The following is a 16978-nucleotide window of genomic DNA, read 5'->3' on the forward strand; positions in this document are numbered from 1 at the left end:
AAAATCTTTAGTCTACTTTAGTAGACTTTAGCTATTAGCCTCAGAATGAATTCTGAGGCGGTTCTTGGGAATGGCACAAGTTCTAAGCTAATTAAATTAATAATGGAAATCACTTTATTTAGAATAAATGATTGAGTAATGGTGAGTGAGGACTAGGAAAATAAAATTATTGCTTACTTCCGAGTTACCCATTCACCATTATTTGTTACGCAAGAGAATTATTTAGTAACCAAAACTGCCTGTTTTGCTGTTGACTGCACTAATTCGACTGTTGACTCCACTAGTTCTTTTGCTGTTGACTGCACTAATTCGACTGTTGACTCGACTAGTTCTTTTGCTGTTGAAGCTAATGGTTGTGGCTGCAACAGTTCGGTGTAAAGTTCACTCAGTTGATGTGCTACGCCATCCCAGCTAAACTTACTTTCGACGCGCTTTCTACCAGCTTTACCCAATTCGTCTCGCCACTCTGGATTTGAAAGAATTCGGTCAATGGCAGATGCAAAGGCATCTACATCTTGTGGTGGTGCCAATAAACCAGTTTCTTCATTAACTACAGTAAACTGAAGTCCACCGACATCACTTGCTACCACTGGTGTACCACTTGCCATCGCTTCGATCGCAACCAGTCCAAAGGGTTCGTAGTGACTGGGAACAACGCAAACATCAGCAGCTGCGTAATAAGTTGGCAAAATATCTTGACTCAGACGACCTGCAAAAGTGGTAAAGTCACTCATCCCCAATTCGTTGACGATTTGCTCAATGCGATCGCGCTCAATGCCATCACTGTTACCTGGAGTACTACCACCACCAATAATTAACTGGAGATTCTTGGAGTCACGTAGCCCAGACTGGTTTACTGCCCGCACCAAGGTTTCTATGCCTTTGCGTGAGTCAAAACGCCCTACATATAAGACAACTTTGGTTTCTTTTTCAATCCCCAATTCAGCCCTAGCTGCTTCTCGTGCAATCGAGCCAAAGCGCTGAATATCTGTACCGCAGGGAATGATATCGATATTGCCTTTAGTAGAAACTAGCGATCGCATGTGTTCCTGTTCTTGCGGACTTGTCGCCACAATTCGCTCTGCTTTTTCCAACACCTCTTTTTCTACTTTTAATCGCTTACTAGCAATCAGAGGAATATCTTCTTTTTGTATAGTGTTGTACTTGACCGCTCCTAATGAGTGGTAGGTGTGAACCTGTTTACTCTTTTGGATTTCCTTTAACTCCATCCCCACCCAACTAGAGAGCCAGTAATTAGTGTGAACTAACTGGTATGTAATGTCATTTTCTACTTGAAATTTGAGGAAATTATCTACAAATTCTCGCAGATATTCAAAAATATCATCTCGCGGTACAAACTCAAGGGGGCCAGCTTTTAAACGAATAGTTCGACAATTCTCACTGTGTTTAACAATCGAGTCTTGCTCCAGACTCACTTTGCGAGTAAACATATCAACTTGCCATCCCAGCCGCGCTAGTGCTTCACCCACGTTACGCACATAAACATTTTGTCCCCCAGCTTCTTCTTTCCCTATTTCAATCGCCGGATCTCCGTGGACGGAAATCAAGGCGATACGTTTTCCGGTGGTAGAGTTCATAGTTTGTGTGTTGCTAATTTTAACAAAGTTTTAAGCTGTTCCAAGCTCGTGTATAGCACACTTACCTGAATTGTTTAGGAACCTTGATTAATATTGATTTTAATTTACTATATCTAATATTTTTTTACATCTTATTATGCCAGAAGTATACTATTAGATTAAATACAAATATTTAATTTTTTTAGATATAGAAAATTCATTTTTTTATATTTCATACTTTTGATAGATGAAAATTATATTTTTTCTATGTATTGTAGACGTTCTGCGATAGTTAAAATAGCTGAAAAGCTTATAAATAGGTACTTTTAGCTTCTGTGCTTTCTCTTTTTCAATTCGGATTGCGATATTAGTTCAAAATATCTAATACTTTCGATAGATAACTATTATAGTTCTAGTCTTGTTTGTGCAGATATAATCCCATAGATACATGCATTAGTGTGAGTTTGACGAAGCAAACAAGCAGCCGCACGCACAGCTTCTTGTAGAAAAAGTAGTTCGATAAATTAAGCTTTTTAGCGATTTTTGCGTCAGTCCTGAATTTATCTCGTGAAGAAGGGCACAAGGGGACAAGGGGACAAGGGGACAAGAGGTGAGAACTTGTAACAAGTCTTTCTCCTTGTCTCCTTGTCTCCCTGCCCCCTGCCTCTAAGTTGAACTCACGTTGTATTAAGTAGTGAGAATAAGTGTTAAATATTGATGCAAAATCGGGTACTTTCTGGAATTTGCTTCGGAAAGTCTCAGATTATATTTGCAATCATTAATAAATTTCAGGAGCAAATCAGGTGTTTACTTCAACCTTACTCGCTGCTGCAACCACGCCTTTGCAATGGAGTCCGACAGTTGGACTGATTATGATTATCGTTAATATCGTTGCCATTGCCTTTGGTAAATCTACCATCAAGTATCCCAACGCTGAACCAGCACTACCCTCAGCAAATTTCTTTGGTGGTTTTGGTTTACCAGCCCTTTTAGCAACTACGGCTTTTGGTCATATCTTAGGCGTGGGCGTTATCTTAGGGCTGCATAACCTGGGAAGAATTTAGGTTTTTACCCAAGTTAGCCTTTATTCAATGATTTTTTTGTCTCCAGCTTTGAGCCAGAGAGTTAGTTATCTGGCTCTTTTTTATAACTATCTAACTCTTAACGAATGTCCACTCTAGTACCTTAATGGGAGCTTCTTGTAGTGCTTGAGCTAGTTCGTTGCTGCTCTCAAATTTTACTTGGGAGAGGTCGCAGGCTTCGACGTTGACCGTGAATTTATCGTCTTGGAAGGGCCAAGGTTTGACAACAACCAAGTTATCGCTGCGCTGCATGATGTCATAGCGCTGACCATCAGGGCCCTTGCTAATTTCTAAAAACCGCTCATCGTCGGGTAGTTCTTGCTGACATAATATGAGAGAAAGGCGATCGCACCATTGCATAAATGCATAGGCTGCATCAACTTCTTCCTTTTCGATGCCTAGTTCTTTGCGCCAACGTCGCTGGTTTTGCAGTTGCTCATCTAAAAATTTATCTAGCTTGGAACCCTTACCCCGGCTTGGCTCATTTAAACGGCTGATGTGCATGGAAATTAATAAAGCCACCCACCGTCCACGGTAAAGGGCATTCTTTGCCAGTTCAGCCAATTTTTGGACACCAGCATCAACATCGGGATTTGAGGAGAGGGTGAAGTCCATTGGCGCACCTGCTTCAGTAAGAATGTCCTCTTCCCACTCTTTTTCTAGGTCATCGTGATGAGAAATTGCAGCGACGGTTTCATATAACCTTAGTGGAGCATCTTTACGTCGCCACTGTCCTGCAAGTTGAGCTGCTAGCAAAGCATGAGCGCGGTGATAAATAACTTCCCAACCATTTGGCGTAGCGTTGACAATCACAAATCAATCTCCTGATTCTTAGTTTTGATTTTGAGTTGAATTAATTTCTGAATTCAGAAACGTCGGGGTAGATATTAAATCAGTGAACAGTGAACAGTGAACAGTTATCACAGTAACAGGGCGGGGATTTGACCCCGCCCTGTTACCTACCACTTGTTAGAAGTCGAGGACTCTGACGAATCAGATAAATACATCATGCAACTGATAACTGAATAACTGTTTCAAAACCTACGCTGATACGCCGGGTAACTGATGACTGTTGACTGTTGACTGTTTTAAGAGTGGCTTTCTAACGGATTCGCAATATATTTGAATGTTGGTTCAGAATTCCAAGGGCCACGCTCATCTTTACCATTTCCATTTGTAGAAAGGTTGTAGTAGAGAGCAACAGTTTCATCTGGCTTAATATTACCAAAGAACGGATCTGTCAACTTGCCCAGCGAATCTAGAGCTTTCATAAACATCTGGGTATGAGAAATTTCTCGTGTTAACAGATGGACTAAAGTCTCTTGGGTTCCTTTGTCAGTTGCTAACTTAATTAACTCTTCGTAAGTTTGACGAGCGCCAGCTTCAGCTGCAACATTGGCTCTCAAATCACGGACTACATCTCCGCCTTCATTCAAGTAAGTTGCAGTCCAAGCATTACCCTGACTATCTAGAAAATGAGGCCCAATCCCTCGGACTGCAAAGAGGGTACTTTTATAAGCCTCTGTTTGATCCGTATTTTTAGTGTGAGCTTCAATGAGTTTACCAACCATTTCTAAATGGCTGAATTCCTCGATCGCAATGTCTTGAAGCATGTCTTTAATTCCAGCATTCTCGACATGGAATGATTGAACCCAATATTGAAGTGCAGCACTAAGTTCTCCGGTAGCTCCGCCAAACTGCTCTAAAAGCAACTGAGCAAAACGAGGGTTTGGTTCAGTAACGTTAACTGCATGAATAGGCTCTTTTTTGTGAAAAAACATAGATTTACACTTCCAAAAATTATGATTTTACAGAATTGACAAACTATTTTATTGTCTTTTAGCATCTTTCAAGATATAGCTAATTTGAGATTTGATACCTTCTCAAACTAGTTAACTAGAAGACCAATAAAATACTGTACTCATGTCAGTGTTTATAACTGCCAATCAGTGATTAGGCATTGCTGCTTCTTCTGATTAATCCCCATATATAAATAGCAACGATTGCACCAACCACAGCCACTAAAATACCTGGAAGAGTTAAACCAGCGCCAGCCGCAGTAATTTGCAGAGTTCCTGTTCGTAGTAAGGTAAAGAGACTTCCACCGACGAAAGCCCCAATTATACCCAAAATCATTGTGGAGAGAATTCCACCACCTTGATAACCAGGATAAACAGCTTTAGCGATCGCACCTGCCAAAAGTCCTAAAACTACCCAAGCAAGAATACTCATAACTACCTCAACAATCTCACTTGTATCTAAGTTATCAACTCTGATTCAGAATTCTTTCTACCAGATGGGATAAATGCTAAATCCAAAAGTTAGACAAAAAACTTTACATCAAAATTTGGATGAAAATCGGCATTTTTATTTTATAAATAAAAATACTAAACAAAAGTTTTGTCAGATCAATCAGGAATTATTGAATATACAAGTTTAGGCATGAAAATTATATTTTTTGATATCTACCTTAAGATGTAAAAAAATAATCTAACTTTTTGGAGATGAATTAAAATAATTCGGAATTCGTAATTAGCAGGGCTTGTACCAAGACAAGTTACGACTATATAGCAATCCGATTTGATTTCTGAATCACTTGTAGAGGTAAGGGACTGGGGATTGGGGACTGGGGACTGGGAAGAAAGAATAAAGGTGTACTGAGTTTTGTTCAAAAATCAAATATGAGTCCTATAGATGAATGGTACTAAGAAAAGATACAGCCCTTGCTCTGACTGGTTCCCAGCCTCCAGGCTGAGAAACCATTCTCTTAGGCTCCGCCTCCGGTGGCCTAACGAGAGGCAAGCAGCCCATTCGGAATACATTCCCAGCCTGGAGGCTCTTAACGCAATACAGTTCAGTTAAGCCCAAAAACCTTGGTAAAGACGCGAAATTTCGCGTCTCTACAGGTCTAAAATTAGTACCAAAAATCCTTAACTGAACCGTATTGGCTCTTAACGAGGCTACACAAGCCTGGAGGCTCTTAACGAGGCTACACAAGCCTAAAGGCTTTTCTTAGTGCCATTCCACTATAGATACTTGATGCGTAAGTCCTAATTAGTTAAATCCCCTCAATCTTGATTTTCAACGTAGATTGAGGAGATAATATGTAGCGAATATTTGTATAAATGGTATCAAATAGCGCGGGAGAATTTTGTATCTCGCGTTCTTGTGTGAGTATCAAAGATGACGGCAATATTTCTGACTAGTAATCTGCCGATATCTGTAATTTGGATCTGATTTTTTGATAAACTGACTAGACCATCGGCTTCTAATGGTTTTAACGCCTCTAGTTCCTCAGAGAAATATTCATCAAAATTGATATTATATTTCTTTTCGATATCTTCCTTATGCAACTGAAAGTGAGACATAATACCCATAATCACATCGCGTCTAATGATGTCATTTTGAGTAAGTTTAATACCTTTGCTAATAGGTAAAGCACCTGCTGCAACTGCCTGATAATAATCCTTTAATTCCTTGTGGTTTTGAGCATAAGCATCTTCTAGCATACTGATGGATGTAGAACCAAAACCAAATAGTTCTGTTTCAGCGTGGGTAGTGTAGCCTTGGAAATTGCGTTTGAGAGTGCCATTGCGTTGAGCGATCGCTAGTTCATCATTAGTTTTAGCAAAATGATCCATCCCAATAAATAGATATTGGTTATTCGTCAATTCTTCAATGGTCATTTTCAGAATTTCTAACTTTTCCTCTGCTGGTGGTAGCGCCTCTTGAGGAATATTTTTTTGTGTAGGCTTGATCCACGGTATATATGCAAAGTTAAAGACAACAATTCGGTCAGGATCTAACTCAACAGTTTTTTTCAATGTTTCCCGAAATGTCTCGCGGGTTTGATAAGGTAAACCATAAATAAGGTCTACATTCACACTTTCAAACTTAGCTTCTTTAACCCAACTCATGACATCAAATAGCATTTCTTCTGGCTGAACACGATTTATAGCTACTTGAACTTGGCTATTAAAATCTTGAATGCCAAAACTGATCCGATTAAACCCAATTTCTCTGAGAAAGAAAATGTAGTTTTTATCGATATAACGAGGATTAATCTCAATTGAGATTTCTGCTTGTGGATCGATGTTGAAATGGCGATTGATGTTTTTCCATAAAAATTCTATTTGGTGACGATCCAAATAATTAGGAGTACCGCCTCCCCAGTGGATTTGCAGCACTTTTCTGTCTGGATCGATTAAAGCTGCGGTGTTTTTGATGTCTTGAACTAAAGACTCCACGTAAGGTTTGGCAATATTCTTATTGTTGGAAATTACCGTATTACAGCCGCAGAAGTAGCAAGCACTTTGGCAAAAGGGGATATGGAAATATAAACTCATAGGAGTTTTGCGTTGATTCGAGGCTGCGATCGCGGCCTTAAAATCAGTTTCGGTGAATGTTTCGCTTAACTCTGTAGCGGGCGGATAACTGGTGTATCTAGGGGCGCGAGTGTCGTACTTTTGAATCAGTTCCAGATCAAACTTGACACCAGGTAATAGAAAAACCATTGAGTTGCTCTCCAGTGAATGAGGGGAGTGGGGAGTGGGGAATGGGGAATAATGACAAATGACAAATGACTAATGACTAATGACTAATGACTAATGAGTTAGGCTATTAAACATAACTTGACCGAGTGCTTTAATTAAACTTTCTTCTAACTCTTGAGCCATTTGTAAATTGAACCCAAAGGCATTATTAGCTTCTGCAACAATCCGTTCTGCTGTTATATCATCAACGGGCAATTCATTTAATGCCTGACGATACTTATCTTTAAATGCCTTTTTGTCAGGAATTTGCTCAAAATTATAAAAGGATGTGCCTTCGTAGCCAGAAAGCTTCAGGGCTGACTCAGCAACTTTTTGTAGCATTTGACCCCCAGAAAGATCGCCCATGTAGCGAGTGTAGGCATGACCTAACAATAAGGCTGGTTCACTAACAGAAATTTCCCGAATGCGGTCAATGTACTTTTGGGTAGCGGGTGAGGGTGTAACTTGCTCTCTCCAATTATCCCCATAATAGAACACCATATCTTTTTCGAGCGAAGATTGGCGATTAAGTTCGGGGAAGTAAACCGCACTAATCACAGGATGCCCTATATGGCTCTTTAATGCTGCTTCTAGTTCGCTGTAGACGTAATACAAGTTGCTTAAGAATTTGGCGAAGCAGTCTCTATCCACAACTCCTTGTAAAAAACATTTCATGAATCCCACATTTTCTGCTGAGGTGTGGGCTTGTTCAGTTCCAGAGCGCAGTTTGATGGCTAGATTACTACTCATTGTTGCTTCCTTTATGTTCAAGGGCAAGGCTTCTGGGCAGTCACCGACTCAGGATGCCTGCCAGTGCCAGCTAAAAGATTGTTATTCTAGTAGTCTGTTCCATTAGTAATGCCCAGGTTTGTAGTAAGCGATTTATCGCTCAAATCAAGGACTAAAGTCCTTACTACGAACTTTTATAACCCTTCAGAATTAATGAGACAGACCACTAGGTTTAGAGATGGATCTGCATCACTCTATCTGGCAAGTACCACTGCCGATGTAGATCCCAGCTATTTTTATTTCTCCTAAGATTATTTAACTATTAATTTATATATAACGATAAAGATATTAGTATTTATTTAGGTTTTTCTGATTTTCACCCTTAGGCACATCCTAGTTAAGTAGTAACAAAACTGATTGTGGAATAGGCATTTAAACTCTCCATAAACAACGGGTAATGAGTTTATTTCTCAGTAAAAAAATATTCCATTGCTATTGTTCACTGTTGACCGTTGACGGTTCACGAGTTTTCAGTCAACAGTCAACAGTCAACAGTCAACGACGTAAAAAAATATTCCATTGCTATTGTTCACTGTTGACCGTTGACGGTTCACGAGTTTTCAGTCAACAGTCAACAGTCAACGACTTTAATGTGGAATAATTTATTTTTTGGAGTTCCCTAACACTGCTGCACGGGCATTTCCTTTGATTTTGAATACAAATCATCCAGAGTTTTTCCAACGGTTGGAGAAGTGTTCTGACCTTAATCTGAAACTAGCAGAGATTTATAACAGCAATCGCTCACCAGTTGTAAAATTCTGTCAAAAATTACCCTTGATCGCCTCCATTGTTGGGCATCTATTGCAGACTTACCTAATTAAACCCGTTGATGCTGAATTATTGAGAGGGACAGTTCATTAGACATCTGCAAAAATGAATTGTTTTGACGTTGCAATGCAACGTCAAGACAAGGGTTTCAGGTAACGCATAATTAATTTCTGGAGATGTCTACTACCGCAAGGCGGAAGTCAAAAATCAAACGATTAATTTTGCTGAGTTTGTAGTAAGCACAAAGCGTGCTTAAAAATCCAGACTAAAGTCCTGACTACGAACTTGTTCACCCCTTGTAACTAATGGTTTACCTTGTGGAAAACTTGTGGAAAAAGTCAAGTACTTTTCCACAAGGTAATTATACTTAATTAAGTTTTACTAGCAAAATCTCAAGTTTTCCCCAGATACATCCACAAAAAGTAAGATTTTTCGACAATATAAGTTAAATTTAATCAATTTTTATCCGTTATTTAATATTCTTGACTAATTATTTAGCCGTCAATGCTAGTTATCAGAGTGGTGGTTGTGGAAAACTTCAAATACATCTTCAGGATGGTTTTTGAGAACGGCCAGCACCGCAAGGCGGAAGTCAGCCCTTACGGGGAAGTCAAAAGTTACGCATAATTAATTGTATTCTAAGCTTTTACACCATTTTGAGTGGTATGTTTATTTACGCTGTGATGTACTAGTCATATTGATGCGATCGCTCAGTTGGCGGATTGTTTGTGCTAAAGTGCGATCGCTCTGGTGGAGTTGGGTAATTTTATCGCAACTATAGATTACCGTTGTATGGTCTTTACCACCAAACTCCTCGCCAATTCTCGGCAAACTTAGAGACGTGTGTTGGCGCATGAGATACATTCCTATTTGACGCGCCCAGCTAATCTCTCTGCGTCGTGAGTTACTTTTGAGATCGTCTATTGAAACATCAAAATTATCCGCCACCACCTTTAAAATTGCTTCTGGGGTAGCTGCCATTTTTTCGTTAGGCGGTTCTAAAACTGGTGTGATATTTTCCACCGTCATCGGTAAGCCCCAAATAGAAATATAAGCCACCGCCCGAATTAAAGCTCCTTCTAATTCTCGAATATTAGAAGTATAGTTAGAAGCAATATACTCAATGACATCGCGGGGAAGACTAATATTTTCATCCTCAGCTTTTTTCTGCAAAATTGCCATTCTCGTTTCTAAATCCGGCTTTTGGATATCTGCGATTAACCCCATAGAAAACCGAGAACAAAGCCGTTCTTGCAAACTAGGAATCTGGTTAGGAGGGCGATCGGAAGCAATGACAACTTGTTTCCCAGCTTCATGTAAAGTATTAAAAGTATAAAAAAATTCTTCTTGGGTATATTCCTTCCCTTCAAGAAATTGAATATCATCAACTAATAAAACATCTGCGGCTCGATAATGCTCTCGAAAACTTTGCATACTATCCTTACGAATCGCTGTAATTAAATCATTAGTAAACTGCTCAGTCGAAACATAAAATATTTTACAATTAGGCGAAATTTCCCAGCGATAATGACCAATAGCTTGCATGAGATGAGTTTTACCCAAACCTACGCCACCGCATAAAAATAAAGGATTAAACTCTTTACCTGGAGATTCGGCAACAGCTAAAGCAGCAGCGTGAGCCATCCGATTATTGGCACCAACTACAAACCGCGAAAAGACATATTTAGAGTTTAATTCAGTAGTTTTTTGATTGCGATTAGGAGCAGCTTCAGAAATACTGCTAGGATCTGGTGATTCCCAAGAAACCTCTCGTTCACTAAAATGAGAAACTTCATCACCTTGAGCAACGGTAATGTAAATTCCTACGGGATGGCCGAGAATATCTTGTACTACATGAGCAATGGTATTGATGTAATACTTCTGTAACCAATTACGAGCAAATGGGTTAGGAGTACGGATTACCAAGCAATTATTTTCTAATCGCTCCGCACTAGCAGTTTTGATCCAAGTTTCAAAGGTGGGGCGGGATAGTTCAAGCTGTAGGCGCTCTAGTACCTGACTCCACAGAGTTTCTATGGGAATTTCCATTATCCACCACCTTTACTGCTAATCGTCACAATAGAAGAGAAAGCACTAATTTAGCATCCAGACACGCTAGACCTAGAATAAGCTTTTAAGTTGTAATCATTTTGGGACATACCCGGTAGGCAAGATCCTAACACCAGTGATTGATATGGAGAAGGAACGACACATGAAGACAACAAACCATGATTTAGCGCCCAAAAGGATTAATCCCAGGAGTTTACCTCACAGGTTATGGATGCTCTGCTATGGGGTAGCAGTGGTGTTCTTGGGCAGCTGCTCTGTTCTACCTGCTAAGACTTTTGAGACTCGACAAAGCGACACTCAAGCCCAAAACACAATAGAACCCAATCCGGCCAATCCGGTAATTGCCCCCCCAGCCATTATCTCCTCGTCTGGAGATGCTAATTTTGTGGTAAAAGTAGTGCAACAGGTGGGGCCTGCGGTAGTTCGCATTGATTCTTCCCGAACAATCACTTCTCGCGTACCAGACGAATTTAACGATCCATTTTTCCGACGATTTTTTGGAGAAAGTGCGCCACAGCCTAGACAACAGATAGAGCGGGGTAGCGGCTCTGGATTTATCATTAATTCTTCAGGTCAAATTGTCACCAATTCTCATGTGGTAGATGGTGCTGATAGAGTGACTGTCACACTCAAAGATGGCCGGACTTTTGACGGGAAAGTACTGGGTGAAGATCCGGTGACTGATGTAGCTACGATCAAAATTGATGCTAATAATCTGCCAACTCTATCTGTGGGTAACTCCGATGCCTTGCAACCAGGAGAAGCAGTAATCGCCATTGGTAACCCGTTAGGTTTGAATAATACCGTTACTTCTGGGATTATTAGTGCTACAGGTCGCTCTGCTACTGATATCGGTGCTAGTGACAAGCGAGTTGATTACATCCAAACGGATGCTGCGATTAACCCTGGTAATTCTGGTGGCCCATTGCTTAATGCTCGTGGCCAGGTAATTGCGATGAACACAGCGATTATTCGAGGCGCTCAAGGTTTGGGATTTGCTATCCCCATTAATACTGTGCAAAAAATTGCCCAAGAATTAATTGCTAACGGGAAAGTAGATCACCCTTATTTGGGTGTTCAAATGGTGACACTGACACCAGATATTAAAGAAAAAATAAAAAATACAGCAGGCGATCGCTTGAATTTTACAGCAGATGAAGGCGTTTTGCTGGTTGATATCGTCCCGCGATCGCCTGCATCTACAGCTGGACTCCGAGTCGGTGATGTGATTAAAACCATTAATAACCAGCCTGTTACTAAAATTGAACAAGTACAAAAGCTAGTAGAAAATAGCAAAATTGGCGCTAAATTACCAATAGAAGTGGAACGCAATGGGCAAACTGTCCAACTAGCAGTCCAACCTGCTCCTTTGCCCGTGAGACGTGAAGGATGATTTGAGGAGTTAGGAGTTAGGAGTTAGGAGTTAGGAGTTAGGAGTTAGGAGTTAGGAGTTAGGAGTTAGGAGCGATGCCCTGAGCCTGCCGAAGGGTTAGGAGTTATAAAAATTTCTCCACTTCCAATGCTCCATTCCCCATTACCAAAAGGAGTTTATATTATGACTGAATTAGCGCCAATCATTCAATTAGGCAATCCAACATTGCGCCAAAAAGCTGCTTGGGTTGAGAATATTCAAGATGAGCATATCCAAAAGTTAATTGAAGACTTAATCGCCACTGTTGCTAAAGCTAACGGCGTGGGAATTGCAGCGCCTCAAGTAGCACAATCCTATCGTTTATTTATTGTGGCTTCCCGTCCTAATGCCAGGTATCCCAATGCCCCGGAAATGGAACCTACTGCCATGATTAATCCCAAAATCATTGCTCATTCAACTGAAGTTGTCAAAGATTGGGAAGGTTGTTTAAGTGTTCCAGGAATTCGGGGGTTAGTTCCTCGATATAAATCTATTGAAGTAGAATACACCGACTCTCAAGGCAACTTACAAAAGCAAGAATTAACCGATTTTATCGCTCGGATTTTTCAACACGAGTCCGATCATCTCGACGGTATCGTATTTGTAGATCGTATAGAAAATACTCTCGAGATGATTACTGAGCAGGAATACCAACAACGAGTTGTTAACAAATAAATGGGAGTGGGGACAATACGGTTCATTTAAGGTTTTTTGATGAAAATTTTAGATCGCTAAAGACGCGATAAATCATCACAAAGATGCGATAAATCGCCGTCTCTACAAAAGACTGGTTATTGTAGAGACGGCGATTCATCGCGTCTCTTGCCTGAACCGAACAGTATTGGGAATGGGGAGTGGGAAGTAGTATATTAATTACGAATTATTTAAGCGTGTACTTCACAAACTTGATCACCCCGCCATAATTGATACAAGCGCGTCGCTGGCATTGTCATATATAAAACATCACCAGCACTGAGGTTAGTTTCTAATAAATCCCATCCATGAAGAGTTTGATGGTTTGTTTCTACGTACAAAGGTACACAATCAGCAGACATCGCTACATCTTTTACCCACTGACCACAAAAGACGTGTGAAGGTGTAATCACAGTCGCAAAAGCCACCCAAAGACTATCTGCTGTGATGCCATTGCCAAGGATGCGTCCCCCTAATGCAGCAGCAGCAAAAGCTGGGGCTGCTAGTTCAGCCGGACTCAGTACAGCCTCGAAGCCAAATAGCTGTTGCGCTATGCCAGCAAAATCGGGATCGGCATAATGAACAATCACCGGAATGCTGGGTGTCAGTCCCTTGGCTTTGAGGGCAATTTCCAGATTGGTAGCATCATTGCTAGTAACAGCAAGCACTGCGGCGGCAGAGTCTATATTGCTGGATTTGAGTATTGTACGGAAACTGGCATCGCCCTGAATGACGGGGATACCTAGTTCGCGGGCGGTGTTAATATATTTGTTGTTGGAGTCTGGTTCAACTACTACAACTTCATGTCCACTGGCGTGGAGTTGCTGGACAATTCTCACTCCAATACCACTCAAGCCACAGACAATGTAGTGATATCGCTGGGGAATTCGGGCTGCATCCCAAAATTGCTTAAAACGGCTTCCTAAGACAAAATCGGTGAGCATTGCATACCAAATACCAATCACCACTGCTCCAACCAGCATCATGACAACGGTAAATAACTTAATAGTGTTAGGAGCATTTTCTACTACTTTATCATTACCACCGGCTCCGGTAATCATGCCGACAGAAAAATATAGAGCATCGACAGGAGACAAACTCAACTCAGCCGACATATAGGTGAATGTAGCAATTAGAATAACCGCCAAAAGTACAATAGCACCCATCACTACCGATCGCCCGTGTTCCTGAAACTGCCTAAAATTGGTGAAGACTTTCAGCAGTTTTTTAATCAATGATCTCCGGGGGGTACGGATGCGGGGTTGGGTGCCAATAATTAAGCGATCGCCTGCCTTGATCTCTTGTCCAGATATTACACCTGACACCAAATCCATCTCACCTTCTACTGGTAAGTAATAAATCAGCATCCGCGATCGATCTTCCCACAATTCACTCAGCTTTAGACCTTTCCAGAAATGGTTTTCATCAATGTATTCTTCGTGAATTGGCCAATTTTGCTGAAATAACTTGATTTGTCCGATCGCTCGATTTCCCATTGCTGCAAAGGTGAATACGGGTGCTGCTAATCCGACAACACTCATACTCAAGTGATTTGGCAAACTTTGATCTAGGCGCTCCCCCAAATTTGTATTATAAAAACGGTTGATAATCCGAATCTGGGGATTCAGCACCAGCGCTTGCATCATAATAGACAAATTCAGAGCATCTTTAGATCCAGCGATGACTAGAGTGTGTGCCTGTTGAATTCCTGCTGCTGTTAGGGTAGAAGCTGCTTCTAAATCACCAACAATCACATCTCCTGCTGTTTCGCCAGAGATAGATTGGTGATGAATACCAACAACGAAGGCTCCCTGATGTCTCAGCAGACGAAAGGTTTTATATCCGGTACGTCCTAAGCCACAAACAATAATTCTGGGTTTCATGAAACGGCAGCATCTTTGTACAGGTAGGGCTGCATTTCTAGTTAGTTATTAATATTGTTGCCCAATTCCTTGGAATATAACTGTAGCTGACAACACGATTGTTTTAATTGGAGGCTGGAAGTTTCAAGAGTATTAGGCGGATAGAATTCGCTACTACACAAACTAAGTCCACGTTCGTGGACTAATGAAACCCAATACAGTTCAGTTAAGGATAATCGTAGGTTGGGTTGAACTTTAGTGTTACCCAACAAATTCTGATAAATGTTGGGTTTCGTTCCTCAACCCAACCTACGCAGTTTAAGGTTTTTGGCTCTAACCCAAGCGTATTGTAATGAAACCTACGTCTGTGGGTATCTCGTGTAGTTACTAAATCTTTTCCCTCACCCCCAGCCCCAATACGGTTCAGTTAAGGATTTTTGGTACTAATTTTAGACCTGTAGAGACGCGAAATTTCGCGTCTTTACCAAGGTTTTTGGGCTTAACTGAACTGTATTGCCCCCAGCCCCTCTCCCAATTTTGGGAGAGGGGAGACATAATTCTAGTTCCCCTTCTCCCATCTTTGGGAGAAGGGGTTAGGGGATGAGGGCTATCAAGGTTTTTGCACATTTGGGATACTCCCCTTTTAGGGTTTGCGAATGTATCCCCATTTACCTCCCAGAAAATATGCTTTCTCTTGTTCCTTATCTTGTTTTAATTCTCCACCAATATTAACTAATGCTACACCTTCAGAAAAAGGTTTAGCAAAATCTAAATCTGGTTGAATTACAAACTCACCGAACTGATTAATATATCCCCATTTACCTCCCTTTTTAACAGGAGCTAATCGTTCCGAAAATATATCAGCTTCATCAAATTGTGCCTCTATAATAAAATTTCCTTCTTTATCTATATAGCCGAATTTATTCGCAAGTTTAACTAATGCCAAACCTCCAGAAAAAATTGCAGCATCATCTAACTCAAATTTAATTTTATTTTGATTTTTTCTTTCATTACTTGGCTACGATAGTTAGTCGAGCCGTTATTTCAAACAACAGGAAATACTACGTTAAATCCTGTTTCGGCGAGAAAGTTCATCGCCTCAGCAATATTTTTTCTGGAGTTCAAAACTTCGCTAGCCGTTGTAGTAATCCAAATACCACGAATTTCCATGAATTATGTAGGGTTTGATTTATTTATATTTTCTTTTACTAATATCAATCCTTCTGAAAAAGGATGAGCTTCATCATATTGTGGCGTAATCACAAAGTTTCCGGTTTTGTCGATATAGCCCCACTGATTACCTTTTTGCACCCGTGCGAATCCTTCCACAAAATCATCAGCAGCATCAAATTGTGGGGGAATCACGAACAGTTCTACACCCGGAATATACTTGGAAGGTACGGTAGGAATTTCCAGAACTCGACAAATAAATGCTGCTATTTCGCCTCTGGTAGCGCTTTGGTTTGGCTGCAAGCTTTTGATATCTGGGTAGTTAACAATAATCCGCTTTTCAGTTGCGGCTGCGATCGCACTCGTCGCATAACTGGGAATTTGCCCGAAATCACTGTAATATTTTTTCAAAGTATTTATCGGGTCTACTGTCACCCCATAATTTAACCCGGAAGCTAAAGCTGCTATTGCTTGCACACGCAGGATTAGTTCATTGGGTTTGAAAACAGAATTAGGATATCCAGACAGATATTTTGTCTGATATGCTTGGGCGATCGCTTTAGCCGCCCAATGATTGGCGGGTACATCTGTAAAAGTTATCGCAGTCCGAGATAATGGCTGTTTCGGTAAAGCTACGAAAATAATCGCCGCAAATTCAGCACGAGTCACAGGTGCATTGGGACGAAAAGTCCCGTCTACATAACCTTTGAATATATTTTGCTTGGCTGCTGCGAGAATAGATGCTTTTGCCCAGTGGTTTTGAATATCTGAAAAAATTTTGACACCTCACATAGTAGAGTTTTTTCTAGCCAAAAATTTCTCTTGGGGAACTCCAAAAAATAAACTATTCCACATTAAAGTCGTTGACTGTTGACTGTTGACTGAAAACTCGTGAACCGTCAACGGTCAACAGTTAACAATAGCAATGGAATATTTTTTTACTTGGAAGTCTCTTGAATCTCTTTACTCTGTGTTCTCTGCGCCTCTGCGGTTTAAAAGTAATTAATTCAATCACAGAGCTATT

General features: G+C 40.6%; 15 protein-coding genes and 1 pseudogene. 5 read left to right on the forward strand and 11 right to left on the reverse strand.

Annotation, left to right across the window (positions count from 1 at the left end):
* Positions 1 to 356: 356 nt before the first annotated feature.
* Positions 357 to 1598, reverse strand: a pseudogene (locus tag D1367_RS23895) (glycosyltransferase family 4 protein); the annotation flags it as partial.
* 782 nt (positions 1599 to 2380) lie between these two features.
* Here D1367_RS23895 and psaK point away from each other — a divergent pair.
* Positions 2381 to 2641, forward strand: a complete 261-nt coding sequence (gene psaK, locus D1367_RS23900) for a photosystem I reaction center subunit PsaK (protein WP_118168743.1) — start codon at positions 2381 to 2383, stop codon at positions 2639 to 2641.
* Positions 2642 to 2731: 90 nt separating this feature from the next.
* Here the strand turns inward: psaK and D1367_RS23905 are convergent, their stop codons facing one another.
* From D1367_RS23905 to D1367_RS23925, 5 genes are all read right to left on the reverse strand, one after another.
* Positions 2732 to 3472, reverse strand: coding sequence for a DUF3891 family protein (locus D1367_RS23905; RefSeq protein ID WP_118168745.1), 741 nt, complete (start codon positions 3470 to 3472; stop codon positions 2732 to 2734).
* A 275-nt stretch (positions 3473 to 3747) separates the two neighbouring features.
* Complete coding sequence (locus tag D1367_RS23910) at positions 3748 to 4440, reverse strand: manganese catalase family protein (protein ID WP_118168747.1); 693 nt, start codon at positions 4438 to 4440, stop codon at positions 3748 to 3750.
* Positions 4441 to 4612: 172 nt separating this feature from the next.
* A complete protein-coding gene (locus D1367_RS23915) occupies positions 4613 to 4891 on the reverse strand; it encodes a GlsB/YeaQ/YmgE family stress response membrane protein (protein ID WP_118168749.1) in 279 nt (92 codons plus the stop codon).
* A gap of 899 nt (positions 4892 to 5790) precedes the next feature.
* Positions 5791 to 7173, reverse strand: coding sequence for an oxygen-independent coproporphyrinogen III oxidase (gene hemN, locus D1367_RS23920; RefSeq protein ID WP_118168751.1), 1383 nt, complete (start codon positions 7171 to 7173; stop codon positions 5791 to 5793).
* A 90-nt stretch (positions 7174 to 7263) separates the two neighbouring features.
* On the reverse strand, positions 7264 to 7941 hold the full coding sequence (locus D1367_RS23925) for a biliverdin-producing heme oxygenase (protein ID WP_118168753.1): 678 nt from the start codon (positions 7939 to 7941) through the stop codon (positions 7264 to 7266).
* 484 nt (positions 7942 to 8425) lie between these two features.
* Here D1367_RS23925 and D1367_RS31240 point away from each other — a divergent pair, with 484 nt between their 5' ends.
* Positions 8426 to 8581, forward strand: a complete 156-nt coding sequence (locus D1367_RS31240) for a hypothetical protein (protein WP_181984945.1) — start codon at positions 8426 to 8428, stop codon at positions 8579 to 8581.
* Positions 8582 to 8589: 8 nt separating this feature from the next.
* Positions 8590 to 8841 carry a ferritin family protein gene (locus D1367_RS23930; protein WP_323808666.1) on the forward strand — a complete coding sequence of 84 codons (252 nt, stop codon included), beginning with the start codon at positions 8590 to 8592 and terminating at the stop codon, positions 8839 to 8841.
* Positions 8842 to 9417: 576 nt separating this feature from the next.
* Here D1367_RS23930 and dnaA read toward each other — a convergent pair.
* Positions 9418 to 10797 carry a chromosomal replication initiator protein DnaA gene (gene dnaA, locus D1367_RS23935; RefSeq protein ID WP_118168755.1) on the reverse strand — a complete coding sequence of 460 codons (1380 nt, stop codon included), beginning with the start codon at positions 10795 to 10797 and terminating at the stop codon, positions 9418 to 9420.
* 163 nt (positions 10798 to 10960) lie between these two features.
* On the opposite strand from dnaA, the gene D1367_RS23940 reads away from it, so the two are divergent.
* Together D1367_RS23940 and def are read left to right on the forward strand one after the other, a co-directional pair.
* Positions 10961 to 12211, forward strand: a complete 1251-nt coding sequence (locus D1367_RS23940; protein WP_118168757.1) for an HhoA/HhoB/HtrA family serine endopeptidase — start codon at positions 10961 to 10963, stop codon at positions 12209 to 12211.
* A gap of 162 nt (positions 12212 to 12373) precedes the next feature.
* The gene (gene def, locus D1367_RS23945) at positions 12374 to 12904 is read left to right on the forward strand and encodes a peptide deformylase (protein ID WP_118168759.1); all 531 of its coding nucleotides are present in this window, start codon (positions 12374 to 12376) and stop codon (positions 12902 to 12904) included.
* Positions 12905 to 13113: 209 nt separating this feature from the next.
* Here the strand turns inward: def and D1367_RS23950 are convergent, their stop codons facing one another.
* The 4 genes from D1367_RS23950 to D1367_RS23965 form a co-directional block, all read right to left on the reverse strand.
* A complete protein-coding gene (locus D1367_RS23950; RefSeq protein ID WP_118168761.1) occupies positions 13114 to 14805 on the reverse strand; it encodes an NAD-binding protein in 1692 nt (563 codons plus the stop codon).
* A gap of 622 nt (positions 14806 to 15427) precedes the next feature.
* Complete coding sequence (locus D1367_RS23960; RefSeq protein WP_244944961.1) at positions 15428 to 15730, reverse strand: WG repeat-containing protein; 303 nt, start codon at positions 15728 to 15730, stop codon at positions 15428 to 15430.
* A 98-nt stretch (positions 15731 to 15828) separates the two neighbouring features.
* Entirely contained in the window at positions 15829 to 15954 is a 126-nt protein-coding gene (locus D1367_RS32920) for a hypothetical protein (RefSeq protein ID WP_267255615.1), read from the reverse strand.
* Positions 15955 to 15957: 3 nt separating this feature from the next.
* Complete coding sequence (locus D1367_RS23965) at positions 15958 to 16731, reverse strand: S-layer homology domain-containing protein (RefSeq protein WP_118168765.1); 774 nt, start codon at positions 16729 to 16731, stop codon at positions 15958 to 15960.
* Positions 16732 to 16978 lie beyond the last annotated feature (247 nt).

Source organism: Nostoc sphaeroides, from assembly GCF_003443655.1.
Taxonomy (GTDB): domain Bacteria; phylum Cyanobacteriota; class Cyanobacteriia; order Cyanobacteriales; family Nostocaceae; genus Nostoc; species Nostoc sphaeroides.

Bases quoted from the DNA above. Each gene is read 5' to 3' on its own strand.
- D1367_RS23910 (WP_118168747.1), bottom strand. From the start codon at position 4,440: ATGTTTTTTCACAAAAAAGAGCCTATTCATGCAGTTAACGTTACTGAA.
- D1367_RS23915 (WP_118168749.1), bottom strand. From the start codon at position 4,891: ATGAGTATTCTTGCTTGGGTAGTTTTAGGACTTTTGGCAGGTGCGATC.
- hemN (WP_118168751.1), bottom strand. From the start codon at position 7,173: ATGGTTTTTCTATTACCTGGTGTCAAGTTTGATCTGGAACTGATTCAA.
- D1367_RS23925 (WP_118168753.1), bottom strand. From the start codon at position 7,941: ATGAGTAGTAATCTAGCCATCAAACTGCGCTCTGGAACTGAACAAGCC.
- dnaA (WP_118168755.1), bottom strand. From the start codon at position 10,797: ATGGAAATTCCCATAGAAACTCTGTGGAGTCAGGTACTAGAGCGCCTA.
- D1367_RS23940 (WP_118168757.1), top strand. From the start codon at position 10,961: ATGAAGACAACAAACCATGATTTAGCGCCCAAAAGGATTAATCCCAGG.
- def (WP_118168759.1), top strand. From the start codon at position 12,374: ATGACTGAATTAGCGCCAATCATTCAATTAGGCAATCCAACATTGCGC.
- D1367_RS23950 (WP_118168761.1), bottom strand. From the start codon at position 14,805: ATGAAACCCAGAATTATTGTTTGTGGCTTAGGACGTACCGGATATAAA.
- D1367_RS32920 (WP_267255615.1), bottom strand. From the start codon at position 15,954: ATGGAAATTCGTGGTATTTGGATTACTACAACGGCTAGCGAAGTTTTG.